Here is a 26358-nt window from a genome sequence, read left to right as displayed (position 1 = left end):
GTAGCCCACCCCAAAAAACTCAAATTTGATTCCATTTTACCATAAAATTGCTACAATTCTAGTAGTTTTTTTCACAGACACCCAGATTTATAAGCATAAAGATGCAGAGTCTTAGGTCCTCTGAGCTAACGATAAAACAACATGCTATTTAGCCAGCAATCTGCGTCAAAAAAGCGGAAAAATCGCGCTGCCGCTTGCATTGCAGGCCATTCGCCATATCTAAAACGACCTTTTCCTTCGCAAGGCCATTTTCCATCATTGAGAATAATTGCTATCTTCCTGCTCAACAACCACCTTTTTAACGGCTTCAATTGTGTCTATTTGGTGACTGTTTTTTTCCAGTACAGTAAATTCCCATAATCCGGTGGTCAGCTTGTCTCCTTGCTGAATATCAAAACGCTCTGAAAGCATCCAACCGCCAATCGTATACACGTCCCCCGCCTCAATATCCGTCTCCAAGCGCCGATTGACCTCATGAATAAGCGCCTGTGATTTGAGTATGTAACGATGGTCATCTGTTTTTGTAATGAGGGGTGTTAACGCTGTTGGAGTCTCGGTATCCGTATAAGAAGGAATATCTCCAACAATCTCCTCCATAATGTCCTCCAGGGTGACAAGCCCAGACGTACCACCATATTCATCCACCAGCACTGCTACGGGTATACGTCGTTTTTGCATCTGAATGAGCAGATCCCGCGCCTGAACCGTTTCGATCACCTGAAGCACCGGATGGATATAAGAAGCCATCGTTGTATTCCCTGTGCTGTGCCCACGAGCCAAATCATGCAGGGCTTCCTTCACGCGAATCATCCCAATAATACGATCCCGGTCCCCATGTTCAGCGACAGGTAGAAAATTATAGACCTTATCCTCGATCAGCTCCATAAACTCGGCCACTGTTGCCTGGTGGGAAATGGAACGAATGTGAATGCGCGGTACCATAATTTCCTGCGCTGCACGGTCGTCAAAATCAAATACATTGTTCAGATATCGATATTCTGTTGGTGTAATTTCACCACTCCGAAAGCCTTCAGATAACGCCAGTCGAAGCTCAGCTTCACTGAGTGCCGCATCTTCTTCAGATACCTTTTCCAGCCCAAAAAGCCCTGTAATGACACGTGAAGAACGACTGAGCACCCAATTCAGGGGATACGTTATTTTATAAAATACTGTAATCGGACGGGCGAAAAACAATGCCATCGGCTCGGCAATTTGTATGGCAAATGTTTTGGGTACCAGTTCCCCAACGACCACCTCGAAATAGGTTAAAATCAGAAAAGCCAGCAAAAAGGAGAGTATTCCTGTTATTCCAGCCGGAATATGTGCCAGCACAAACAGGGGATGCAGCAGCTTCTCAACTGTAGATTCCCCTAACCAGCCTAGCGCCATTGATGTTAGTGTGGTTCCGAGCTGGCAAGCGGATAAGTACTCGTCAAGCCGAGACAGAATATTTTTAACAGCTTTCGCGTTTTTGTTGCCCTCTGAAGCCAATTGATTGATACGAGATACCCGTACACGAATAATGGAATACTCCGAGGCCACAAAAAAAGCAGTTAAGGTGATAAGTAAAATAACCAGAATAATATTTATCGTTTCCATAGCCCTCTCTTGCTCCATTGGTGCGAAGCAAGAAGCACCCCCTTTGACATTCATTTTTGGATGGAATTATAACATGAGTAATGATGTCCATAATTGTGTATTACCCAAAAATGGCAAGGAGTAGACTATGTATAACTTTATTAACGAATCGCCAGTGAGCTCTTTTGCACGATATCTATCCATTGATCAGCTATTAACTGGTGCCCGACCGCTGTCGGATGAACCCCGTCATGCAGCCAATAGGAAGCGTCCGCCTTGGTAGCCGCTTCGTTGAACATATTCTGGAGCGGTACAAATACGGCCCCATATTGGTCGGCAAGTTGACGTACAATTCGCTGGTAGCCCGTTATTTTTTCTTGCCAAATATCCCATCGCGCCTCGGTAGCTCCTGTTTTCAAAATAAACGGTTCACACAACACCAGCCCGATATCGGGCATCACTTCCCGTGTCTCCTCCAGCAGGTGGCAATAAGCTCGTTCAAATCGGTCCGTCACCCCGGACGGCTCCTGCTCCACAATCCTCCAGGCATCGTTCACCCCGATTAGAATACTGAGCAAGTTCGGCTTTAGACTAAACGTGTCCTCGTTCCAACGTGCATACAAATCCGATACCCGGTCTCCCGAAACTCCACGGTTTACAAACTCCGGCTGTGTAGCAGCCAATCGACTTCCGAGAGCTCCTGCGATCAGATACACATAGCACTGACCCAGCCAATGGTTCGCGTCCTCATTCCGTCCTCTTCCTCCGTCTGTAATAGAATCCCCTTGAAAAAGAATACGCGCGTGCCCTGTACTCGACATTTTCCGATATCCTCCTTACCAATTTCCAATAATACCCTTATCATACCTCTTATTCTCCGAATTGGAAAGCGGTTTCAGGATTTGGAAGAGTTATAGCCATTATGCAGGTAGACGGTGCTTTTCACCGCTGTTGCTTGTGCAGCACCATTCCACCCACTCTGTTTTTATATTAATTTTGCGATTTCACACCGCTCGGTACTTACACACCTCGCGAAAATTACAGCCTCCGCATACTCTGCGTGAAGGCATCGGTGTAAAGAAAGACTCGGACTTGGGTCGATTATAGTAATCGTCATCAAGACAGGATTTCATTTCCTCGATGTAACGCCCTACATTGCCAACGACCTTGTCGATGTCCTCTGGTGTGGGGCGGTATACTTCGTGCTCTCCTGTCATCAAGTACTCCACACGCACCTCTATCTTCTCCAAAGGAAGCTGGTAGTGCTCCTGCACATAGGAAGCATACAAAAATAACTGGTCGGAGAAGTCGCCTTCCTTACCTGTTTTCCAATCTACAATAACCATATCGCCATTGTCTCTGCGATAGAGCAAATCCATTTTGACATATACTTTCGTCTCGTGTAGGAGCATCGTATCCCATTTTTCCACCTCAACGATTCGAGCCTGACCTTGCTGCAGCTCACGCCAAACCGCAGTACGGTACAAATTGTGCACCACCGCGTGCTGGCGCTCCTTAATCCGAGCAATCCGTTCCGGGAGCACCTCATCTTCGTAATAAATCTCTGCCAGCATGACGCGATTTTTAGGGTCTTGCAGCCATAGCTCACGGTGTAATGATTCCTTGTAGCTGTCATTCAACATGTTCTTCATTGCTGTCTCCAGAAATGCTGTACGCGGGATAGCCCCTTTTTCCATCCATCCGCGTATGACCGATTCACACATTTGGTGCGTAATATTTCCGAATAAAATATATAAGTTGCTCAGTTGCTTAAGCCGGTACAACGTCACTTGCTCTTCAGTGCCCTGTGCCGAATTCCAGCCGTTATGCGAGCCGTAATAATGATAGTAGTATTTGCGTAAACATTCGTCGAACGTTTGGGCCCTTGATTGTGAATAGGACCAGGACGGATATATTGCCATGAAAGGTCCTCCTTCATTAGAAATTCCATCTCTCTATTATAACGCATGCCTAAGCTGTTTCGGTCATAAAAAGAACAAAGACTTTAACCTATAGGTTAAAGCCTTCGACTGTCGACTGATTAGTTAGTACACTCGCTACGAGTCTGTTCCGCATGGATCAATTCACTTACATTAACAGCGCCGTCCTCGCGGACGTTGACTACGAGCACCGGAGTTCCCAGCATTCCGCTGATCCACTCCTTGTAATCATCCACATGCTTATTTGGAAGAATCGTCAAGATCACACCAGCAAAACCACCACCGTGTACCCTGCATGCACTATCATCAATTGATTTTAAATACATTTCGGTTAAAGCTAGTGCAACCGATACGTCTTGTTCCCGATTAATCCCACTTCTATATACGTTTTGAAGCCATTTCCAGGAGGAGTTCCCAGATTCGGTGACAAGCCTTAAGAAATCAGAAAAGCGCCCTTCCTCCAGCGATTTCACTTGCTCATCTACACGCTTGTTTTCTTCAAAAAAATGCAAAGCACGGAGCACTGCCCGATCCCCCGCTTTTTCCCTGACCATTTTGAGATTGGCATACAGATTCTCGGGCAATAAGTCACGGCAAACAGAAGCGCCTAAAGACTGAGCCACAGCACGCATTTCGTTCGGCACTGCTGCGTAATCATCCGTTAAATCAGCATGGTTTCCACCTGTATTAACAATAACCAGGGAGTACCCGTTTTGTTCAAAATTCCAATGGACTGGATTAATGATCGGTTCCTTCGGATTTTCAAAATCAATGGAAATCAAGCCACCATAGGCGCAAGCCATCTGATCAAGCAGGCCTGAAGGCTTGTTCCAATAGACATTCTCCGCATACTGACCAATTTTGGATATAGCAACAGTGTCTAACGCGCCCTCGTTATAAAAATGATTGAGTATCGTACATATCAGCATTTCAAACGAAGCGGAAGAGCTTAAGCCTGAAGCAGAGAATACATTACTCGATATATAAGCCTGGAATCCTCCAATACGATACCCGAATTCAAGCAAACCAGCAGCAATGCCACGGATCAGCAGCATCGTACCGTCATCCTCCGGTTTTGGCGACAAGTCGTTTAAATCAATGGCGTATTTCGTTTCATAGCCCTCAGAAAAGAAGGTAATAACAGGTTCTTCCACTCTAGCCGCTACAGCGATCGTATCCAGTGTAATACTACCTGCCAGCACCTTCCCGTGGTTGTGGTCTGTATGATTCCCGCCAATTTCGCATCTCCCTGGAGCACTGAACAATTCGATATCCCCTGTTCCAAAATGCTGGCGATACGCCTGTATAAGTGATTGATATCTCGTTGTTTGCTCTAAAACCTGCTGTTGACCGTACATCCGCGCGAGAACAATCTGTCCCTCATTGGAATTCAATAGCTCCATATCTTTCATCGTATATCCCCCTACTTGTATGTGTGTTTCTACTCAGAATGATGCTTTAATTATCTCAATTTTCCATGTGTAAAAGTATGGCACAATTTTAATCTGTAAGCGCTTATTTAAATCGCTTTATGAGCATTTTACCAATATAACTAAAAAAGAACCAGCCCTAATCCGGGCTGGTTCCTGTGTGTATACCTGATTCTTTCTAATCGCGTTTCAGTACATATTCTCCAGCATTGTTACGAGTTACAGTGGCGCCAAGCGCCTCTGCAACAGATTTGAAAGGAACATACAATGTGCCGTATTCATCCGTATATGGAGCTTGTGGCAACGCCAATGTGCTTCCTTCCAGTACAGCCTGCTTAGAGCCACTTTTCAGCTTAATCGTTTTACCAGTAATATCATCAATTACAGTTGTTTGTTTGGCAGTTGCATCCCATTTTAATTCCGAGCTCAATTCGCCAGTCAGTTCACGCAATGGGATGAAGGCCGTACCTCCACGATTCTCCAAAACGTAGTAATCGTCTTTAGGATCGAAAGTTGTTTCTACTTTTGTAATTTGCAAATCATTTTTTAGAATATTGTAGATTGGGGAGTTCGTTTCAAAATTACGCAGTGTTGCTCCCGGTGTTAATTCAGCTTGGTTGTTCAGGTCAATCACGCCGTTAGAAATATCTACTTTATCGGCTGTTACATTACCATTTACGTTCCAGGCTTGAGTCTCAGTCAGGATGCTAAAGGACTTCACCGGAAGACCATCCACATCTGGCAAAGCAACTGTCAGGTCTGTCAGCGCTTTGCGGACATTTCCTTTTTCATCAAAATACGTATCGCTTTTCAGCACAGTATTGGCACTCAGAACTGTTTTGATTTCAGGTGCCTGTGCATACATAGTGCTAACTCCTACATCATACTGTGCCACAGCCAGATCCAGATACTTTTTAACCTCGGTATAAGCCTCGTTGACCAGCTTTTCTTTGTTTTCATTCAATTCCGTTGTTACTTTATCACTACCCTCAATAGCCATGCCGGAAGCGATAGTTTTAGTCACATCAATAGCTTGACCAATCAATTCTTTCAAGCCTGCTTCGTCCTTGGCCAGATTCTCCAGGAACGGCTTTACCAAGGTAACCAGTTCATCACCGCGCAATTCTGCATGGAGACGAGTCAGTTTTACCTTGTCTTTCTCACCGTACACTTCTTCGGTGACAGACGTTGCAGAAATGGTCGAAGGGTTAGGAGCATGCTTGAGCATAAGTGCAGCGGCTGTTTTTGTCAGTGCTCTCACGTCTTTGGAATAGACATACGGGTCAAACCCAGCAGGCAGACCGCTCAAACGCTCTTGCGAGTTTAAAGATATGTAATAAGGTTTTTTAGCGCCTTCCAATTGAATAGCCATGCCTTGGCGATCCAAAGCAAGCTCAAATGGCAAATTGTACTTATCAATGTGCAATGTACCCTTGGCGGAAACAATTTCCTCCGATTGTACCTTAGCTTCATCCACCGTCACCGAAATCGAATTAATCAAATCTACGATTTCCTGATCTCCTTGGGTAATCCCTTCTCTTGGAGTCAATTTAAGTGAAATCTTCTCCGTTGTCTGCTGAGACTTCACATCAAGTGTTCCCAATAGATTTTTACCTACATCAAATCCACCTACTGCCTGGCAACCTGTCAAAGCTACCATTAACAGAATAAGAGGGACAGCAATCCATTTTTTTATATTCATATTAATCCCCTTTCAGTATATTTACCTAGTCTCTTCTATTATCTCAGTGTTAGCACGCATTGTAAATGAGTAGAATGGAAAATAGAGCTAGTCATTTAGGATCAATTTTCAGCCTGAAGCATCCGGTAAGCTAGCAGTGCCATCTCCAGACAACGACGTTTGTCGGGGTCTGCCAAATCCCCTTCTACAATTTCGTTAATTTTATCCAGCCGATTATAAAGGGTCTGTCTATGAATATATAGGATTCCGGCGGTATCACGCTTGGAGCCATGGCATTGAAAGTAGGCATCCAGTGTATCCAGAAGCTGCATATGGTGCTCACGATCATGCGCAATCAGACCACCCAAATAGTCCTGTACAAATTCTTGTAGAAAAGGAATGCGAGGCACTGCTTTCAACAATTGATAGATTCCGATGCTGTCGTAAAATAGCCGATCCGTCATGACCGGAACGCTTCGTGCAACCTCAATCACCTGATAGGCCTCTTCAAAACTGCGATCCGTCCCTGTCATGCGATGCCTTACCTTACCAAAGCCTGCATGAATACGCACTTTATCCAGCTGTCCTGCGGCATAATTCTGAATATATTGAACCGTATGGGTCAGCACTTTTTTCATCTGAGCTGCGGAACGCAGCGTTAATTCCTCCTTGGCACAAAGGATGTAGCATTGACTTCCCTTCATCATCAGCAGATTGTGCAGCGCTTCTTTTTTCAACAGAGAACGAAGCAGCACTAATACATCCTGATTGATGGATTCCTTGCGCACCTGACTTGCGTCCTTGTCCTGATGCTCTACCTCGATGACTCCTGCCCAAAATAAATACCGCCCTTTCGTTAACAATCGCAGTCCCATCCGGGTCTGGGCCTGTTCTTCACTCGGCAGCTGGCCGTTCAATACATCCTGAATCAGTTCATTTTGATTACGTAGTAATCGATCCTCCAGAAACTGTGTTCTCAGTACCAATGTAGCAGCCGCCTTGGCGGTGTAATCAATAAGCAGCGACATTTCTTCCGTCGGCATTTCACTATGCAGTACTAACCCTACCGCGGAAAACACCTGACCAAAGCAGACAACAGGCTGAAACAAGACGGCAGTGGATTCATTCAAATAAAACAGCAAATGCCCTTCCCGATCGGCGGTCATACTTGATTCCACTTCATTAGCGTAAAAATCTGCAATATGGTCCGCCACATCTGGCTGGACGGAAGGTACGAATCGATGGGTATCAATGGAGGACATGTAGATGACCTGCCGGCCAGCGTAGTCATGAAGCACACGCAAGAGGGCGTTCATATCGGTGCTGCGCAGAGTTTCCTGCTGAAGCTGACGTGAAAACCGCTCCAGATCTTTTAACAGTTCATGATGCCGGTTAATAAGTAGGGAGTGGATATCTTGTGTAATTTCAACAAAACGCACCGGCTGCTCAAATACGATGACCGGGAAGTGATGCCGTTCTGCCAACTCCAGAATCTCGGAGGGGATTTCATAAATACTCGTACCCAGTTCAACACACAATCCAGCCGCTTCCGAGCGAATCAATTGCTCCATATACTCGGCGCGTTCTTCCCCCTTCCTGGTTAGCCACAGGCCCGTCGTCAAAATCAGATCATGACGGCTTACAAACGGGGACACATTGGTGATTTCTAGCACATGAACCCAGCCCACACGGCGATTTATCCCCTGTTCCCCAGCTGCCAGCTTCGCACGCCGGAAAACGGGACGTTCCAGCACATCTGCAATGGTAAATATTTTTTTTCCTTTCATCGGCATTCTCCTTATGCATATGTCTTCATGTCATTTTATATGACATATATTCATCAAAAAGTCGAGCCTTTAAGTCAGATAATCCGACAAAATGTATGATGTCAAGGGGGTCACCCTCTTATAAACTGTACCTAATCTAACATGAATTGCATTTATCGGCTTGAGTCCATGTAACTAATCGGCAGACTGCATACAAATGATAGTGCAATTTTCTGCGCTCGTTTGGTCGCATCCAACAGTAAAACATAGCAGGCATAGCTGCCCTAAAAAATTAATTGCCGTTGGATAACAATTATTATTTAGGAGAGGTGAATCGAATGAAAATCGGGATTCCGAAAGAGATTAAAAACAATGAAAATCGTGTCGCTCTGACACCTGCAGGTGCTGCTCAAATGATTCAACACGGACACCATGTGTATGTAGAAAGCCATGCAGGTGTTGAAAGCGGCTTTACAGACGGAGATTATGCCACTGCGGGTGCAACTCTTGTGCAGCAAGCCGCGGATGTGTGGTCCCAGGCGGATATGATTATCAAAGTAAAAGAGCCGCTTCCCTCTGAATACGGATATTTTCGGCCAGGTTTGATTTTGTTCACCTATCTGCATCTGGCTGCCGAGCCCGCACTCGCCCGGGCTTTAACAGACAACGGCGTAGCCGCCATTTCCTATGAAACATTGGATGTTGAAGGAAGCCTGCCGCTGCTTACACCCATGAGCGAGGTTGCAGGCCGAATGGCTGTACAAATCGGTGCTCAGCTGCTGGAAAAACCAAAGGGAGGTAAAGGCATCCTGCTGGCAGGTGTGCCAGGGGTCAAACGCGGTAAAGTGACTATTATTGGGGGAGGGGTGGTCGGCACCAATGCTGCCAAGGTCGCCATCGGTCTCGGTGCTGATGTTACACTGATCGATCTGAGCCTGCCAAGACTGCGCCAACTGGACGATATTTTCGGCAATCAGCTCCACACGCTGGTGTCCACCCCCTCCAACATTGCGGAAGCCGTGGCCCAAACTGATTTGTTGATCGGTGCTGTCCTGATTACCGGTGCCAAAGCACCGCGGCTCGTAACAGAAGCCATGGTGCAGACGATGCAACCCGGTTCAGTGATTGTCGATGTCGCCATTGACCAAGGTGGCATTGTTGAGACGATTGACCACATCACAACACATGATCAGCCAACCTATGTAAAGCATGGCGTTATTCACTATGCAGTGGCGAACATGCCTGGCGCAGTACCACAAACCTCCACGCTCGCTCTGACGAACGCGACGCTCCCCTTTGCCCTCCAACTTGCAGATCTCGGTGTACAAGAGGCGCTTCGCAGTAGCAAGCCGCTGCTTAGTGGTACCAATGTCCTGAATGGACATATCACCTATGAAGCAGTCGCCCGTGATCTGGGGTATCCTTATGTTCCCGTGGAGCAGGCATGGCAGACCAAAGCCTTGCAATAGAATAGAAGCAGCACAAAGAACCACACACTTCTTCCAGCAGGGATTGAAGGGTGTGGTTCTTTGTATACTAGCTGCATCTCCCATATCTAGCCGCACTTTAGATGGCTTCAGACGAAAGGAACTTTTGGAGACGGCGATAAATATCTGTGATTTCTTCCAACGACATGCGCACCAATCCACTCGACGAAGGTGCCACAAATTCATGCATCTCGGGGATAAACGGTTCGGGCTGAAATCCCCAATCTGCTTTGGATTTTTTACTATATTCGGTGTACACGCCTTTGCCGACAAAACAAGCGACCCTCGGGCGGTACTCCGTTAGCTTCGCTTGCAGCTTCAAACGTCCTTCGGCGTATTCCTCACGTGTAATGTCCTCAACTCCTCTGGTGGGACGGGAGACAATGTTGGTAAAACCGAAGCCCAGCTTTAGAAGGTCCCGATCTTCCGATGGATCGTACAGGCGAGGCGTCAAGCCTGCCCCCTCCAGTATGCGCCAAAAGCGATTGCGCGGATTAGCATAATGATGTCCTACCTCGCCTGATTTTAAGCTGGGATTAAAGCCGATAAATACAACGGATAATCCATAGTCGAGATGATCATCTACCTCGTGCAGTTCTGTCTCTGGCTCTGTCATCGTCCCCCTCCTTCCTCAAACCATATCCAGCGGCTGCTTCCTTGTTGGCGGAGGAAAGGCTTCGTCTATTTGATGAAGCTGTTCAGGGGTGAGCCGAATGCTTGCTGCTGCTGCATTATCTCGTACATGCGATTCTTGTACCGCCTTGGGGATGGCCCACACATCTCCGTCCCGTATGACCCATGCGAGTGCGATTTGCGATGGAGTTACTCCGTGGCTGGCAGCAATGTCTGCCATGACAGGGTGCTCCAGCAGTCCACGTCGCAGGCGTCCACCTTGGGCAATCGGACAATAGGCCATTACAGGTACTCCATGCGTACGGCTCCAAGGAAGCAGATCATATTCGATGCCTCGCGAAGCCGCATGATACAGCACTTGGTTGACAGCGCAAGCTTGGCTACCACTCAGACTCCATAGCTCCTCCATATCGGACTTATCCAGATTGGATACGCCCCAGCTACGGATTTTGCCCTGCTCACGCAGTTTTTCCATGCCTTGTATTGTCTCTTCCAGTGGAATATTCCCGCGCCAATGCAGCAGATACATATCCATGTACTCGGTTCCCATTCGAGTTAGACTCGCTTCGCAGGCTTGAGCCAATCCGTGGCGGTCCGCATGATGAGGATAAGCTTTGCTGACAAGATACACATCGTCCCGGCGGCCCCTAATGGCCTCCCCGACGATCTCTTCTGCGCCGCCCTCCGCATACATTTCAGCCGTGTCCACCAGCGTCATCCCCAGCTCAAAGCCAAGTTGAAGTGCACGCACCTCCTCCTGCCGAAGCGAGGCTTTTTCGCCCATATTCCACGTGCCTTGCCCGATGAGTGGTACTTCGCGACCGTTCGCCCACGTAATCGCACTTTTATTATGTTGACTCAACTACATTCCCTCCTTAGGAGCCTGGGGTCACAGGCTTGTCAAATACATGACTTTGCGTCCAGTGCTGTCCACCATCCGAGGTGGTATACATGATCGGAGCCTGCTCTGTATCTGAGAAAATAGCCCAGCCTTCCTTGGTATTGGCCATCCCGATTTGCTGATTGCTATAACCATCAAAGCCTTGCTTGCCATTGTTCCACGTCTTGCCACCGTCATTCGTCCAACCAATCGTATTGGGCTTATCACACGGTGCACAATAACCTCCCATCAATGCGGTACTACTATTAACCGCATAGAGCATGCCTGGTGCTGTCCCTTCATTTTTAGAAATCTGGTTGTCTTGTTGGCTGACACCCGGTGCCGGACCGCCGCCAGCGGTGGAATTCGCCAGTACAGTGCGCCAGCTTTGTCCACGATCAGCAGTATGCCAAAGCGAATACGACGTCTGATTCATCCCCGTGTCTCCAACCAGCTCAATCCATGCGTTGTCCCGTTCTACCGAACGAATAGTAACTCCGTTGAGAGGCGCCTCGGTTGTCCGCGACAAGACGGTAGTCCAATTCTGCCCCCCGTTTACAGTGTGTAAAATCTGGAACGAGCGATCTGTTTTCTGAGTTACCGCCCAGCCGTTTTGCCGATCATGATAATATGGCTGTCCTACCGTGTGGTCAGGAACAGGGAGCGAAGACCAGCTTTGTCCGCCATTTTGGGTATATTGGTTGCCACTGAATCCTTCTTTGGATGATACAAAGTGTAAGAATCCCGCTTGGCCTTGCTTAGGCACAGTCCCGACAGCTTCCCAACGCTTACCGCCATCGGAAGTTGCCAGCAATGAACCGCTATCTTCCATAACAGCCCAGGCCTGCTCTCCATTCAAGGCAAAAATCTGTTGAACCGTACCTTGGCCTTGATACTGCACATTCCAAGCCGAACCGACTGAACCAGATGCAGCCGCATCTGTTCGGGCAATCCATCCATTACCGCCGATCCAGCCTGATTGTCCGTCAATCAATCTCAGTGTTGTAATATTGTCCATACGGACCTTCGCTATATTGGCATCTGTCGTAGCTTGCCCTCCTGTCTCCACTGGTTTGCCAGTGCTGGACGGAGGTGTGCTGCTTTTGCCGTCAGAAGCAGTCTGCTGTTCCGGTGTATCTACAGTAGCTCCCGAGTCATTTGCTTGTACCGATGCAGAATCCTTTGGTTTGTTCTGAGCCGTTTGTCCTGTTTGTGAACCTGTTTCACAACCTGCTGCTACTATGGCTACGGCGAGCAAAAGCACCCAAACCGATGTTTTTTTCTTCATTTTCGTTCATCCCCTTATGTGGTTGATATACATGCTGCGCGGGTTTTGTGTTCACAGCAAAGCATATTCTATGTATTACCCTGCTGTATTCATTTCACTCTTGCGGCGCACATACGGTATCGACTGTAAGTGAACCATCTTTACAGAATTACGAATTTACAGGAACAAAGCCGCCTTTTTCGATAGCCTGAGTTCCTTCTTCGCTTTGCAGCCATTCGAGTAATCGTTGCATCGAAGCCCGTGGTTTCTCGCCTTCGCGTGTCACTACAAACAGTTGAGCTGTGAATGGATATTGTTTCGAGCGAATGTGTTCTTTGTCGGGCTCCACTCCATCAATAGATAAAAATTTGACCTCTTGACGATTATGCATCACATTTGCGAAATAATAAAATGAGTAACCGAGCGCGTTGTGATCCTTGTCAAAATCAGCAATTGCATTTATCATCTCACCCATTATACCAATTCGGAGTTCCCGAGGCGGTTCAGCCATGTCCTGACCTTTCATCACTTTCTTTTGCATATATGTTTGGCTTCCTGAGTTTTCCTCCCGCTGATAAGCAACGATCGGCTGATTCTTGCCCCCTACTTCACTCCAGTTACGAATTGACCCTTCATATATGCCACGCACCTGCTCCGAAGAAAGTCCGTTAACCGGATTGCCTTTATGAACGAGAAAAATAAACGCATCCCACCCGATGGGTGTGAGCTTCATTTGAATTCCCCGACTTTTCGCCAGGTGCAATTCCTCATCAGATGGACCTGCCACCAGAATCAGATCCGCCTTCTTTTCAATCAGATTAACATAAGCCTGATGTGTTGTGTTGAATCTCAGTTCATGAGCCGCACGAACCTTGTTCATTCCGGTCAATTCATGCAGCATATCCTGTGCGAACGGGATGGCCGCTGTAGCTCCATCTACTATCGGAAAATCCCTCTCCGCAATGTACGGACGCTGAGGAAGCATGATTGTAATCGTCATCACAATGATGAGCGCAGCAGATATTGCAGCTACAACCCATTGCCATCTATGGTCCACCTTTCCGTGCTTGTCGGTCACTGCAGGATAACGATCTATCCCAACCCCGACTACCATACCAGCGATCGGCAACAGTGCGGTCAGCAGAAACCAGATTCCACTATACTGTGTATATGACCCCAATACCTCCAGTACAGGCTCAGCCCAAGCGTGATAGAGTGTAAAAAGCTCCCACGCTCCTCCAGATACTTCAGCAAGTTGGCCGCCAGATCCTCGCAGCCCTATGGTCCACAACGATAGTCCGCATAATAATGATGCTAGCCCAGTCAGCATCAGCGGAAGCTTAGGCATGCTGGACATACGCGCACTCAAAGCACCAAAAGCTGCAAAAATGAGACCAACCAGCCATGCATATAGCAGCAATATTACAACCACGATTATATCCGTCACACCTTCATGCCGCAGCAAATACTGCACTTGAGGTGCTACAAGCATACTCCAAATAATATTAAACATGACTGAAAACAATCCAAACATAAACGTACCGACCAGCCATGGCCAAAACCATGCTATCCGCACAGAACTGCCCTCTTCCGGCTTGCTTATAACTTCCTTTGGTTCAGACATGTACATCCCCCTATATCTTATATATGAAAATGAGTCTGTAAGCCATTGCTTCTTCATTGTACAATTATATGGTAAAGATTAGTATACGAAAGGATCGTTTTTGCCCTAAAGAAGCAAATCCAAAAAGGCCTTCCTTAATAGGAAGACCTTTCTGGATTTAAATCTTTTTATATCGCTTTGGCATGGATCAAAAAACGATGCTGCTTCACGTCCCAATACCCATCACGTTTAATGTCCAAATATAGACCATACAGCTGTTCTATATATTTTTCTAGCTGGAAGTCTGCAATCTGCCATTCAATAACTTTTAAGTAATAGACAATCGCTCCAATATCGTAAAAGCGCTGAATGGGAAACTGTTCCCGCTGCTCTACGATTTCAAAACCATTGCTTTTCAAACCTGCAAGTGCTTGAGAAAGAGTCCAGTCCGCATACACGTAATCCGGTGCTCCCAAGCGGGCGTTAAGGCCTGCACAATCCAGGCCTCCCACCTGTTGAGTCAAAAACGTACCTCCTGGACGCAAAATACGGCGCACTTCCGCTGGCGAAAATGACTCATGCTTGTTCAGCACAAGGTCGAACCCGGCATCGTCAAACGGAAGGGAATCGTCTTCATGAATAGCCATCACGCGCACACCCAGCGGCTCCAATCTTTGCTTGGCGATCGGAACGTTCGGTGCATATGCCTCTGTCGCACATACGATCTCTGGAAAAGGGCGCAACTGCGACAATAGCTCTCCCCCGCCTGTTCCCATATCCAGCATCGCCTTTGAGGAATGGATCAACGACAGAGCCTTGCTGGCATAAGACCAGTCCAAAGGCTCGCTCGCCATTCGTCCTGTATCCGAGATGAATGAAAAGTCCCATCCGGAAAATGACTGTGTATGATGCTCCAACAACTGTAAAAATTCACGATCTTCAGTATATTTCATATCTTTTTGCTCCTCCACCATTGAACTGTAGGTTTATGGCTCTTCTCTCTATAAGTTCTACGTTGTATCTCTCTGGCCTTTATTTATGACCGTTCTAATGTGGAGGAGCTCTTGCCCGTCGATGAGGTTGTTATATGTCGTGTCCGAACCATCCCATGTTCATCTACCTCCGTCCATATGCTATCCAAACCAGATCATGTCCTTCGTTAGAGCTTAAGGAACTGCTGGTAAAGCCTTTGCAAGCTCCGGTGTCATATCGTTCGGAGTAAAATAGTAATAGCCTGTGTGGGGATCTGAACTAAATAAAGGTTTGATCTTGACTTGAACCAAGTAAGAACCTTTCGCCATATTTGGAGTATAGCTATTAGATCTACGCTTTTCCAGTACAGTGCTCCACAGCTTCGGATCTTCAATCGTTATTGCTTTGTGCTTCTGTTGGATACTTTTAAATAGTTTATAGTCTTCAATATACTGATTGGGTTGATAAGGTTCAAGCTCTTCAGTAATAATAGGAACAGCCCGTATCGAAAAGATATCCTTGGAATCAATGATCACCTTATCCGCATACCCCTTTTGCTCTAGCCAACCTGTAAGCTTGTGATAGGAAGCCGGCCAATTAAATGAAATTTCACGATGCCATTTCGGTTCGTTATTGGTGGAGGAGGACTCTTTATTTGTAATAGAAACACTCCCCAATGGATATTTCTCTGATTGCATTTCGCTATAACTCATATTTAATACTTCTTCTCTGAGTATATCTTCAAATTCACGAGTTTCTTTGGGATTGGTTAAAACCACTCGTCTTTCACTATCATCTACGGATTGGATATTAATCGTCTCTGCTTTTCCTTGCAGCTTATCCAGCCTGTATCTTACCGTTTTATAAGGCTCTGCTTCCATCACTTTGGTCAGTTCTGTCCGGAAAGGCTTCTCCGGGAATGTATAGCGGCGAGTCATGGTGGAACCATCATCCAAACGGTAGACTATGAATGCCGATTCGACGGCCAGGTTTTTGGACAACATTTTCTCGCCAGCTGCATGTGCACGTACGAGTTCTCGATGTAAATTCAGTACAGAGGCGATATAGGCCCTGTCTTGGGAGTAATAAGTTTCTGTCTGTGCATCTCCCTCTAGAGGCTCCTCTCGCCCGACATAAACTTTTTCTACGGAGTGTGCTGTTGGAATCTGCCCCTCATAACCCAACCAACCTGAAATCGGGATATATAGTACCAGCCCCATGATCACGCCGTACACGACCATTTCCACCAAAGCACGAACACGCACAATTTGCCACGTCTTGCGGATGACCATCTCTACAACGATATAGCCTAAAATAGCTCCAAGGGCATACCCAAAAATCGACCAATTCGCTCCTCTTGTACCTGCATTATAAAAATAATCGCCTAGTACAAGCATGGCGCATAGTATAACCCCTGCCTTGAACAAAGGTTGAAAGAAAGAAAACGCTATAGCCTGAGTCGCCTTTTCGACCAAGCGTTTACGATACAAACCATAACTCAAGGCGACAAACAGCAGAGAGATACCTAGATAGGCAAGTAGCTCCATGTAAGAAAAGGCACGCTGCGGTAAGTTGTCCATAATGCGTACAAACGGCGATAAGTTTTCCCAAACATTATTATTGCTGCGAAACTCCGAGCCGTTAATATATTGAACAACGGTTTCTCGCACCCACACATATCCGTATAAATTACGTTCCAGAAAACGCCCTATCATCATGAATAGAAACTGAGGCAATAGCAGCAAAACATACACTACTACGGTCTGTAGCAATGATTGTCCCACACAAATTCCTACAAACACAGTAAAAGTAAACAAGAAAATCGTAAGGACGGACACAACCAAAGCCCACGATCCAACGTCATTAATTTGAAAAATATAAGGCAGTTCGACTGACGTGTTAACCCAAGCAGTTACTCCCGCAGTCAGCCATACAGGTACAAGTAACAGAATAAGACCGCTAATTAAATGTGACGTTAATAGATGCTCTCTACGCAAAGGTAGGCTATGGTATAAATCGGAAGGCCCCTGACGCTGAACAAAACGAAGTAGCATCACACCTGCCAGCACGGGTACGGTCATTAAAATTAATTTTTGCAATTCATTACCCGAGTTTGTGCTATCGAACAAGCTTTTTAAAACCACTCGCGGTTGTTCATCACCAGTGCTCATAAACAATGGCAGCGGTACTGTAAACAGCAATCCCGCCAAGTACAATAGACCGATCCAGCCATGCTGTCTCAGGCATTGGCGAATTACGCCGCCGCTACAGAAGAATCGGTTGGATGTCATAACCTGCGTCCTCCATTTCATAAATGAAAATTTCCTCAAGCGTCAATGGTAGCAAATCGAATACATGAGGCTCATACGCTTCAATCGTCTCCGCAATCCGCTCTCGCTCACCCCGGATAATAAGCAGCAGAACACTGCCCCTCCGCTCCTTATGTACGACCGAAAGTTGGCTACAGACAGCTTCCTCATGCATGCTGTCCCGAAAGGCAACCTGTACCTTATGCGTATCAGATTTGAGGTCGTCAACCTCTTTTTCCAACAGCATCCGTCCTTGGTGCATAATGCCGACATGATCACACATGTCTTCAATCTCACGCAAATTATGAGATGAGATTACGACGGTCATCTCACGTGCAGCGGTTTCTTGGAACAAGAGATTTTTGATCATTCTACGCATCACCGGGTCCAGACCGTCAATGGGTTCATCCAAAACCAGCAGCTCAGGCATACAGCTCAAGGCAAGCAAAAAAGCAGCTTGACGCTTCATCCCCTTGGAAAAACGGTGAAGCTTGCGCTTCGGGTCCAGCTTGAAAATAGCGGTAAGCTGTGTGTAGCGTTCCTCACTCCAACTTGGATAAATGGAACTGTAAAACCGGGCCATCTGACGAATTGTCGCTTGCGGAAAAAAATAGGGAGTATCCGGCAAAAACAGAATGTGCTGCTTGACTTCAGGCTGCTCATATACCGGCTGTCCACCGATTAGCACCTGACCAGCATCTGGCCGGTAGATCCCGGCAATGATTTTGAGCAAGGTCGTTTTCCCTGCACCATTTGAGCCCAGCAGCCCAAAAATGGAGCCCTTCTTTACCGTAAGGGCGAGCTGATCGACAGCCTTTTCTTCTGTAAATGTCTTTGTGACTTCCCTTAAATCAATCAAGGGACATCCCCCTTTCCTTTGTTTGCATAGCTTCCACGTATATGTCGTCCACTTCCTGCTGTGTAAAACCGAAGTGGACAGCTTCGATCATTTGTTTTAACAATGCCGCCCGAATCTCATCCCGCTTTATTTGTTGCGGCTGCTGCTGGGTAGGCGTGACAAAGCTGCCTTTGCCCTGAACGGAATAGATATATCCTTCACGTTCCAGCTCGCGATACGCCTTCTGAATCGTATTCGGATTCACCGTCAGTTGAGCGGATAATGCCCGTACAGAAGGCAATTGCTCATCCGGCTGAAGCGATCCGTACACGATCATTTCCTTGACCTTTTCCATAAGCTGCTCGTAGATCGGCTTGCGGCTGCGGATATCCAGCTCGAACATGGACTTCCTCCTTTCAACACTGACTCAAATTCATTGATATATGTTCAACTGTTCTAACTGTACTATCATTAATAGTACAGTTAGAACAGTTTGTCAATCTTTTCTTTGGAGAATATTCACAAAAATAGCCGTGATGCAGGTTGCATCACGGCTATGTCTTTTTTAGCCTTTCTTTGAGTCATAAGGCTGATCACGGCTTATATTCGTAAGCATTTGCCCTTCCGGCAGCTTAAGATCCAGCTGGAACCGGAATGTTGCTCCTCTAGCCTCATCGCTGTCCACACCAATGGAACCTCCCATTAGCTTGACCAGGTTTTTGCAGATGGACAAGCCGAGGCCTGTCCCTCCATATTTCCGGTTCAATGCTGGATGAAGCTGGGAAAAGGGCTGAAACAATAGATGCTGCCGATCTGCCGGGATGCCGATCCCGGTATCAGTCACACTAAACTCAATCAGGCATTTCTTTTTACGGTGGCTGTAAGCCTTTCTCTCTACAAAAATATTTACTTGCCCTCGCTCTGTAAATTTAATCGCATTGCTCACCAAGTTCACCAATATCTGCCGGATACGCACATGATCACCGACCAGCATCCCTGGCATTTCCTGATCCACATACCATTCTAGCTGAATGCCTTTTTCCATAGCCTGTGTCATGAATAGGTCAGCTACACCGCCAACCACATCCTCCAGCACAAAAGATTCATGCAGCAACGACATTTTGCCAGCTTCGATTTTGCTCAAATCCAGTATCTCATTCAATATTTGCATCAAAGCGTTGCTGCTGCTGGTAATAATATCGATATAGCTACGCTGCTCCTCATCTAATTCCGTGTCTGCCAGTAGCCCTGCCATGCCTATAATGCCGTTCATCGGTGTACGGAGCTCATGACTCATCACAGAAAGAAATTCTGACTTGGCCCGATCGGCGCGTTCGGCAGATTCCTTGGCCCGAATAATCTCCTTTTCATTCGTCCTGTCTACAAAAACCATCACCGCTCCTTTTCGCTCGCCGTTATCCATCAAAGGGCTAATACGATAGGAGGCCAGAAAGCTGGACCCGTCTTTTTTCCAAAATACAGCTTCCTCTGCGTGATAAGAAGCACCGCTGCGAATCGCTTGGAGAATAGAAGCCTGTTCATCCGGAAAATGTCTGCCTATTTCGTCAGCATGGCGAATCATGTCTATATCTGAACCGTTCAGTGGATTAGCTGATCCTACGCCGAACATCTCGACAGCTGCTGGGTTCATAAAGCGAACATGTCCTTCGGTACTCAAACCCACAATTCCTTCGGATACCGCATTCAAAATAAGCGAATGCTCGTTACTGAGCTTTTCAATTTGAGCAATGTAGTTTTTGAGAGGGGTAACATTTTCTACAATCCCGTAGCAGCCCACAATTTCCTCTTGCACGAAAATCGGAATATTGGTCATCTTGATGAATAGACGTTCCCCCTCCTTATGTATGAATTCCGATTCATAGGTTTGTGTCTCCCCCTGCCTGGCCAGTTCCATATGATGCTTGATTTTGTCCTGTTCCTCAGAGGAAGCCATTACAAGGATTTCAGCTCCAAGCAGTTCATCCCTCATATAACCCGTAAGCTGTTCCAAACTCGGATTTACACTCAAAATATGACCTTTCATATCCATAGCGCATATCCCGAGTGGATTATGCTGAAATAGTGACTTATAACGGTTTTCACTTTCACGAAGACGTTGCTCGATTTCTCGGTGCTCTGTAACATCCTGTACCATCCCGATCACTTGAACAGGCTTGCCTGCTTGCTCGTCCATCTCAGCTTCCCAGATCGAACGCAGTACCTTCTGTTCCCCATTGGGCAATACAATCCGGTAAAAGGTTTCTTCGTGAATTCCCTTTAAGATCACGTTGTTGATAATCTGCTTCATCCGTTCTGTATCTTCGGGATGAATCGCCTTCATGAGTGCGTCAATACTTGTTTCAACCGGCTTGACACGATAGCCGAATATGCTGCGAAATTCCTTGGAAAAATGCATAACATTGTTGACCAGATCCCAGTCCCATGAGCCGAACATCGCCAACTGCTGAGCTTTTGCCAGATTCTCTTCGCTCTTCTGACGCTCTGTGATATTCCGTCCGATGGACAGAACTCGCTTGATCTGGCCCTGTTCATCCCGAATGATGCGGAACGATACTTCCAGCCACAAATAGTGCCCGTCCTTATGACGAACACGCCGCTTCATGATGCCTGTTTCCTTGAACATTCCATGTACACGCATATAATCGGCATCTTCGCCATGGTAAAATTGGAGCCGTTTTTGGCCGAGCATCTCCTGCTTCGTATAACCAAGGAGTTTTTCCACTGAAGGAGAAATATATTGAAGTATGCCGTCTGCCGTGCTGTAAGAGATGACATCCGGCGTATTTTCAGTAATCAGCATGTACAAGTCCTCATTGTCCGCAAGCACCTGCTCCATATCCTTTTTCTCTGTGATATTCATTGCATACGCAATTAAATAAGACTGTTCGGTAGCCTCATCATCAAATATGGTTAATTCCAGCGATAGCCAGACGGTTGTTCCCCTTTTATGCTTTAAGCGCAGCTCTGTCTTGTAGACTTGGTCCGTAGCCTTTAGCCAGCCTGCATAGGCCTCCCTCAATCCTTGCTGATCCTGAGCTTCGTTATACAAGAGATGATAATATCGGATATCCAGTAATTCCTCCTGCTCATATCCGACCATTTTGCAAAAGGCGGGATTGACGTACATACACTTCCCCTCCCTCGACAAAATCACGATTCCTGTCGGGGCATGATTATACATATGTTCCAGTAAAGGCAGTCGTCGAGCAGCAGAAAACACAATGAATCCCCTCCTCTATATGAAAGACATTAAAACATGTATGCACAAAAGATTGCCGATGCAGGTTCATCGGCAATCTGTGAATTATTTTTTTATACCACCGGGCTAAGAAAATGACGCAAAAATCACTCAGCAGTGAGTTACGATTGCCTTTTCTACCGAGATGTTGCCAAAATTGGTTGTTGACCTCCACAGTAGAACAGCATTCTTTCTTCATTATACACAATTTGAATGCTTATTCCCTTGGTCATCGAATTCTTTATTCGAATACGTTAAAAAAAGGCTACAGCAGTTGTGCCGCAGCCCTTTTTCAATCATTATCCACTACTCAAGTGTACATATTTTACCTATTCTTAAGGCTCGATTCCCCATACCAGCTTATCGTTGTGGAACAACGTTACTTTGTTCCATTCAGCATAAGAGGTTTTGGTTGGATCGAAGGAGTAGTCATTGGATTCGTTCAGATTAGACCAGTCGCTATTATTCATGCGGATCTGAATATCACCTGTTTGCGCTCCAGCAGCAAGCGTACCGGCAGCAGCACTGAATCCAATTTCAATATAGTTGTCTTTAATGGTACGCAGCACGTTATCATTACCTACTTGCGCCCAGTCTACCGCAGATTGCAGCTCTTGGCTACCATCTTTCGTGAAGTAATAGCGGATTTTGAGCTCGCTCAGCTTCACTGGTGTTGTACCTTTATTTTTCAGGTTAAAGAACGGCTTGGCAGCGTTATTCGCTGGATCGGTGTCCCCAGCACGATACATTACAACCAGATCGCCCGTTGGATCTGTAGGATTCGTTGGATCTGTCGGTGTACCTTTTGGCGCAGCGCTTACCGTGGCGGAATCCTTACTTGTTCCTTTCGCATTCGTAGCACTTACAACATAGAAGTATGTTGTTCCGTTCGTCAGCCCCTTATCCGTGTACTCCCTTGCAGTTACAAGAGGCGCCACGGCTGTAAAAGGACCTGCTTCGCTAGTAGCACGTTTTACGGTGTAGCTGTCAGCACCAGTAGACGCATCCCAAGTCAGCGTTACTTGGGCATTACCCACAACAGCCTTTAAGCCTGAAGGTACAGCTGGATCTGTAGGCGCTGGGTCCACACCACCACTGGAAGGCACGATTGCAGGGTACGCATTTTGTACCAGCATTACAAACTGATCATGGAACCATGCTCCTGAAATAGGTGCATTCGGCAAAGCATCTGTTAATGTGCCATCCTTGGTTGTATAGGTAGGATCACACATACGGTCAAAGCCTTTACCCTCATCGTTCGGGATAAGTGAGCTGGAACCATCGGAATCCCCTGGAGGTTTCGCCCAGACATAGGCATCGATATGACCAGCTGGAGCCGTTTGTGGCGGCGTTCCCATACCCGCTCCGCTGCTATTACACCAGTTACCACGGTGCAAACGTTTGTCCACACGACCGGAGTTTACATAGGAGTTAATATCATTGCCGACTGCGGAAGTTGGACGGTTAGGTCCTCCCCATCCATTACGGCCTGTATCAATTAACATACCGAGCGAGCTCGGCCAGCCTGCGCTGACAAAATCTCTATGCAAGGACTCTGCGAAATCCGATTCATCGAAATTAGGATTCCATTCGTAGAATTTGGACGATTTGATCGGCTGTCCGCCGATATTCAGGTTTGGATCAGGCAGATTCGGTTCTGTCAGCGGTGAAGTATTGGCTGTATTCGTGATAAAGCCATCTACACTGGACAGACCTTTGCTCGTGTCCTTGAAAATAGTTGTAAACAGGGATACCGTCGCTGAACGGTTGTTATCCCAGCCTAACCAACCGGAGTGACCGATATCTACGTATTTGTATACGTTAGGAATCTCGTTCAGCTTATTCATTGTGTATTTCACGCCAGCCTCATAAATTCCTGTAGATTTGGCTTGTCCACATTGGGGAGTATCCAGATTGGTTACCAGATTTGGCAAACTATCTGGTTCAATGATCGCTACGATGCGAATATCCTTATATTTGGGATTTGCAAAAATAGAAGCTATTTTGTCAACATAATCCTTTTTGTACGTTTCCAGACCTGCCTGAGTCAGCGGCAATTCACCATTGGAGGCCAAGGCATGACAATCCCGTCCGGGCAGATCATACACAATGAATTCCGCCGTAATCGGTGTGTTGCCTTTCTTTTGCGCCAATACCTGATCCAAATGTGCTTCCAAGCCAAGCTTGCCTCCACCGCCGTTAATAGCGGCGATACGATCAAGCCATACGGCTGTCGGGAACGTTTTGACCGTTTGCATTTTTGCCTTCAGGTTCGCATCCGTAACCTTGGCAATTGATGTGTCGACACTAGCCGCATAATCAGGGTTAACGTATTTTGTCGCTCCTTGGTAAGGATTATCGACATGGGACTCTGCATGTATTTTATCCGTAAATCCTGCACCTGGTAGAAAGCTGCTTGCGACGAGTGATAGCGCAAAAGCATACTTCATTCCTTTACGAAGCACTTGCTTTGTTTTCAATTGCTTCACCTATCTTTCCGTAGATTTGTTGAATCTTCCTATGTCGGCACCTGATTGTTATATGATTAAATGTGTGTTACGCCTACTCTCTCCCCTAGAAAAAGTAGCGTTCATAGTTGCGAAAGGTAAGCGCTTTCTATTTGTTCATGCGCTCACATTTTCCCCTTTTTGTCACCTCCTATGTTAGATTATAGTGAGCTGGAAATCTGCTGTAAATTGAATAAATTAAGGACTACAATTATTAATTAGGTATATGAATTGCCACACCGACGGTTCGGGATGGTCTCTCTTTTTTTGAGATCGGTTCTATCATTTGTTGAACTTCCCTACTATGACAAGCTCTCAGGAGATTCAAAGTCGACAGTAAAAGAGCGGATGCATAAAAAACAAGACTGTATTCTTTAATTTCCGTCAGCCCAAATCGACAAGAATAAACTTTAGGCTGCTATCTATGTCAATCGTTGAACCTATCGACACCAAAAAAGGTGTTTCAGGCCTACGACCATGAAAACACCCTTTTATTGTTGTTCCATTCACCTCTGCTCATAAGCAGGTCCATGGAATGATCGTTAATGCAATTGTACCAAGTAGCTGTTACGCATTGTTATTCTGCACTTTTTCGCGATCCTTGCCCTTGTCGGATTGTCCTGCATTTTTATTGGCGGCATCTCGATCCAGCTGCATTTCTTCAACCGTCTTCACCTTAAGTCGTGCTGCTCCCTCATAAGGTCGGGTTGGAATCAGATCGTCTGTAGCCAAGCGTTGGCGCGCCTCGGCAATCGCTGCTCCGTATTGCGGCAACCATGCTTCCTGTGCCACCAGCATCTCATCGACCAGCTGCCAAATTTCTTTCGGATTACACACCGCGCCCACTAACGGGTCCATCATAAACGCTTGGCGCAGTAGCTTATCGTCTCCATGTACCGCCGCTTCGACAGCCAGACGCTGAACGGAAATACTAACATTGCACACGGCAGCAGGACCCAGCGGCAGTTCTCCAACTTGCGGCATAGAAATACCGTTCCGATCCACATATCCAGGAGCTTCAATAATCGCATCGTCCGGCAAATTGGAAATTACACCGTTATTCACGACATTAAAGTGTCCCCGGTACACACGCCCGGTTTCCAGGCTTTCAATAATGTATGAACCGTGCTCTTCACCTCGATGCTCTGCCTTGTACTCCAGTGGATCTTCCTTCATCCAGTTGGGGAAATCTGTTTCAAACCAGTTGCGTCCTTCCGTACATACACGCAGATAGCCGCCTGTTTCTCCGTTAATCCAGTTGCCCAGATCAATCCAGTCCATAATTTCATTCGGACGCTTACGATACCAAGGCACATATTCACTGAGATGACCATTCGACTCTGTGCTGTAATAGCCAAAACGACGAAGCATATCGATGCGTACCTTTTCGGTGCGGCTAAATTCAGGATGTTGTTCAAAAGCCTCCAGCAGCCCGGCTGTCAGATCCTTACCCTTATGCGAAGCCTGAATGTACCACGTTTGGTGATTGATTCCGGCGCATACAATGTCCACATCCTGCTTTTCCAGACCGTACGCCTCGGCAATTTGGTGATGCCCATTCTGGACGCCGTGACATAGACCAACCGTACGCACGCCACCGTACTTGTTGCAGGCCCAGGTCATCATCGCCATTGGGTTCGAGTAGTTTAGCAGCAGTACATCCGGTGCACTTAGCTCGCGGATATCCTTGCAAATTTCCAGCATTTCAGCGATACCACGCTGACCGTACATAATGCCTCCTGCACATAGTGTATCGCCCACGCATTGATCTACACCGTATTTTAGTGGAATATCCACATCGGTCGCAAAGGCTTCCAGCCCGCCGACACGGATTGTACAAATGACGTATTTGGCATCCTTTAGCGCTATCTTTCGATCCGTAGAGGACTGTATTTGTATGGACAAACCATTCTCGCGAATATCCCGTTGACACAGTTCAGTAACCATATCCAGATTGTGCTGACTGATGTCCGTAAAAGCCACTTCAATATCGTTAAACTCCGGTACTGATAACAGATCTCGCAAAATTCCACGGGTAAAACCGATGCTTCCTGCTCCAATAAAAGCTACTTTAAATGACACGGCCTTCAACCTCCGGTAATTAGAATTGTAATATACCGTCATTGTAGCAATATGTCTGCGGAAAGCGTTATCAAAATCATGACCAGATTCGTATTTAAGTGTCAAAAATCCTAACTTTCGCATCAA

The 26358-nt window shown here is 46.6% G+C and carries 18 protein-coding genes; 1 reads left to right on the top strand and 17 read right to left on the bottom strand.

The annotated features are described in order from the left end of the window. Positions 1–255: 255 nt before the first annotated feature. The 6 genes from ABEW32_RS08580 to ABEW32_RS08555 all read right to left on the bottom strand — a co-directional run bounded on the left by ABEW32_RS08580 (position 256) and on the right by ABEW32_RS08555 (position 8416). Positions 256–1599, bottom strand: coding sequence for a hemolysin family protein (locus ABEW32_RS08580; RefSeq protein WP_430187030.1), 1344 nt, complete (start codon positions 1597–1599; stop codon positions 256–258). Positions 1600–1739: 140 nt separating this feature from the next. After that, the gene (locus ABEW32_RS08575; RefSeq protein WP_430186560.1) at positions 1740–2399 is read right to left on the bottom strand and encodes an SGNH/GDSL hydrolase family protein; all 660 of its coding nucleotides are present in this window, start codon (positions 2397–2399) and stop codon (positions 1740–1742) included. A 183-nt stretch (positions 2400–2582) separates the two neighbouring features. Continuing rightward, complete coding sequence (locus ABEW32_RS08570) at positions 2583–3500, bottom strand: PD-(D/E)XK nuclease family protein (RefSeq protein WP_430186558.1); 918 nt, start codon at positions 3498–3500, stop codon at positions 2583–2585. 119 nt (positions 3501–3619) lie between these two features. Beyond that, positions 3620–4930, bottom strand: a complete 1311-nt coding sequence (locus ABEW32_RS08565) for a galactokinase (protein WP_430186556.1) — start codon at positions 4928–4930, stop codon at positions 3620–3622. A 196-nt stretch (positions 4931–5126) separates the two neighbouring features. Beyond that, entirely contained in the window at positions 5127–6650 is a 1524-nt protein-coding gene (locus tag ABEW32_RS08560) for a copper amine oxidase N-terminal domain-containing protein (RefSeq protein WP_430186554.1), read from the bottom strand. 101 nt (positions 6651–6751) lie between these two features. Further along, positions 6752–8416 (bottom strand): PucR family transcriptional regulator, encoded by a 1665-nt coding sequence (locus ABEW32_RS08555; RefSeq protein WP_430186552.1) that lies wholly within the window; start codon positions 8414–8416, stop codon positions 6752–6754. 317 nt (positions 8417–8733) lie between these two features. Here ABEW32_RS08555 and ald point away from each other — a divergent pair, with 317 nt between their 5' ends. Further along, positions 8734–9864, top strand: coding sequence for an alanine dehydrogenase (gene ald, locus ABEW32_RS08550; RefSeq protein ID WP_430186550.1), 1131 nt, complete (start codon positions 8734–8736; stop codon positions 9862–9864). Between the two features lie 97 nt (positions 9865–9961). On the opposite strand, the gene ABEW32_RS08545 is transcribed toward ald, so the two are convergent. The 11 genes from ABEW32_RS08545 to melA all read right to left on the bottom strand — a co-directional run bounded on the left by ABEW32_RS08545 (position 9962) and on the right by melA (position 26232). Further along, on the bottom strand, positions 9962–10498 hold the full coding sequence (locus ABEW32_RS08545) for a mismatch-specific DNA-glycosylase (RefSeq protein WP_430186548.1): 537 nt from the start codon (positions 10496–10498) through the stop codon (positions 9962–9964). A 15-nt stretch (positions 10499–10513) separates the two neighbouring features. Further along, positions 10514–11377, bottom strand: a complete 864-nt coding sequence (locus tag ABEW32_RS08540; protein WP_430186546.1) for an aldo/keto reductase — start codon at positions 11375–11377, stop codon at positions 10514–10516. 13 nt (positions 11378–11390) lie between these two features. Continuing rightward, a complete protein-coding gene (locus ABEW32_RS08535; protein ID WP_430186544.1) occupies positions 11391–12683 on the bottom strand; it encodes a WD40/YVTN/BNR-like repeat-containing protein in 1293 nt (430 codons plus the stop codon). A gap of 148 nt (positions 12684–12831) precedes the next feature. Continuing rightward, positions 12832–14286, bottom strand: coding sequence for a PstS family phosphate ABC transporter substrate-binding protein (locus ABEW32_RS08530; protein ID WP_430186542.1), 1455 nt, complete (start codon positions 14284–14286; stop codon positions 12832–12834). A 167-nt stretch (positions 14287–14453) separates the two neighbouring features. Continuing rightward, positions 14454–15218, bottom strand: coding sequence for a class I SAM-dependent methyltransferase (locus tag ABEW32_RS08525; protein WP_430186540.1), 765 nt, complete (start codon positions 15216–15218; stop codon positions 14454–14456). Between the two features lie 213 nt (positions 15219–15431). Continuing rightward, the gene (locus ABEW32_RS08520; protein ID WP_430186538.1) at positions 15432–17528 is read right to left on the bottom strand and encodes a DUF6449 domain-containing protein; all 2097 of its coding nucleotides are present in this window, start codon (positions 17526–17528) and stop codon (positions 15432–15434) included. Further along, entirely contained in the window at positions 17503–18405 is a 903-nt protein-coding gene (locus ABEW32_RS08515) for an ABC transporter ATP-binding protein (RefSeq protein WP_430186536.1), read from the bottom strand. Before ABEW32_RS08515 ends, ABEW32_RS08520 begins: the two co-directional genes overlap by 26 nt. Then, entirely contained in the window at positions 18398–18787 is a 390-nt protein-coding gene (locus tag ABEW32_RS08510) for a GntR family transcriptional regulator (RefSeq protein WP_430186534.1), read from the bottom strand. Before ABEW32_RS08510 ends, ABEW32_RS08515 begins: the two co-directional genes overlap by 8 nt. 162 nt (positions 18788–18949) lie before the next feature. Then, positions 18950–21586 (bottom strand): PAS domain S-box protein, encoded by a 2637-nt coding sequence (locus tag ABEW32_RS08505; RefSeq protein WP_430187028.1) that lies wholly within the window; start codon positions 21584–21586, stop codon positions 18950–18952. Between the two features lie 392 nt (positions 21587–21978). Then, on the bottom strand, positions 21979–24132 hold the full coding sequence (locus ABEW32_RS08500; protein ID WP_430186532.1) for a glycoside hydrolase family 6 protein: 2154 nt from the start codon (positions 24130–24132) through the stop codon (positions 21979–21981). Between the two features lie 585 nt (positions 24133–24717). Further along, positions 24718–26232, bottom strand: a complete 1515-nt coding sequence (melA, locus tag ABEW32_RS08495) for an alpha-glucosidase/alpha-galactosidase (protein WP_430187026.1) — start codon at positions 26230–26232, stop codon at positions 24718–24720. Between the last annotated feature and the right edge of the window lie 126 nt (positions 26233–26358).

It is taken from the genome of Paenibacillus jamilae (genome assembly GCF_050482105.1).
Classification (GTDB): Bacteria; Bacillota; Bacilli; order Paenibacillales; family Paenibacillaceae; genus Paenibacillus; species Paenibacillus jamilae_B.
Note: the sequence above shows the minus strand (reverse complement) of the source record. Positions and strands in the feature narration are given on the sequence as shown.

Coding starts and splice junctions, on each gene's coding strand:
- ABEW32_RS08505 (WP_430187028.1), bottom strand. CDS start 21,586: ATGTATAATCATGCCCCGACAGGAATCGTGATTTTGTCGAGGGAGGGG.
- ABEW32_RS08570 (WP_430186558.1), bottom strand. CDS start 3,500: ATGGCAATATATCCGTCCTGGTCCTATTCACAATCAAGGGCCCAAACG.
- ABEW32_RS08510 (WP_430186534.1), bottom strand. CDS start 18,787: ATGTTCGAGCTGGATATCCGCAGCCGCAAGCCGATCTACGAGCAGCTT.
- ABEW32_RS08555 (WP_430186552.1), bottom strand. CDS start 8,416: ATGAAAGGAAAAAAAATATTTACCATTGCAGATGTGCTGGAACGTCCC.
- ABEW32_RS08535 (WP_430186544.1), bottom strand. CDS start 12,683: ATGAAGAAAAAAACATCGGTTTGGGTGCTTTTGCTCGCCGTAGCCATA.
- ABEW32_RS08525 (WP_430186540.1), bottom strand. CDS start 15,218: ATGAAATATACTGAAGATCGTGAATTTTTACAGTTGTTGGAGCATCAT.
- ABEW32_RS08580 (WP_430187030.1), bottom strand. CDS start 1,599: ATGGAAACGATAAATATTATTCTGGTTATTTTACTTATCACCTTAACT.
- ABEW32_RS08530 (WP_430186542.1), bottom strand. CDS start 14,286: ATGTCTGAACCAAAGGAAGTTATAAGCAAGCCGGAAGAGGGCAGTTCT.
- ABEW32_RS08545 (WP_430186548.1), bottom strand. CDS start 10,498: ATGACAGAGCCAGAGACAGAACTGCACGAGGTAGATGATCATCTCGAC.
- ABEW32_RS08560 (WP_430186554.1), bottom strand. CDS start 6,650: ATGAATATAAAAAAATGGATTGCTGTCCCTCTTATTCTGTTAATGGTA.
- ABEW32_RS08565 (WP_430186556.1), bottom strand. CDS start 4,930: ATGAAAGATATGGAGCTATTGAATTCCAATGAGGGACAGATTGTTCTC.
- ABEW32_RS08575 (WP_430186560.1), bottom strand. CDS start 2,399: ATGTCGAGTACAGGGCACGCGCGTATTCTTTTTCAAGGGGATTCTATT.
- ABEW32_RS08520 (WP_430186538.1), bottom strand. CDS start 17,528: ATGACATCCAACCGATTCTTCTGTAGCGGCGGCGTAATTCGCCAATGC.
- ald (WP_430186550.1), top strand. CDS start 8,734: ATGAAAATCGGGATTCCGAAAGAGATTAAAAACAATGAAAATCGTGTC.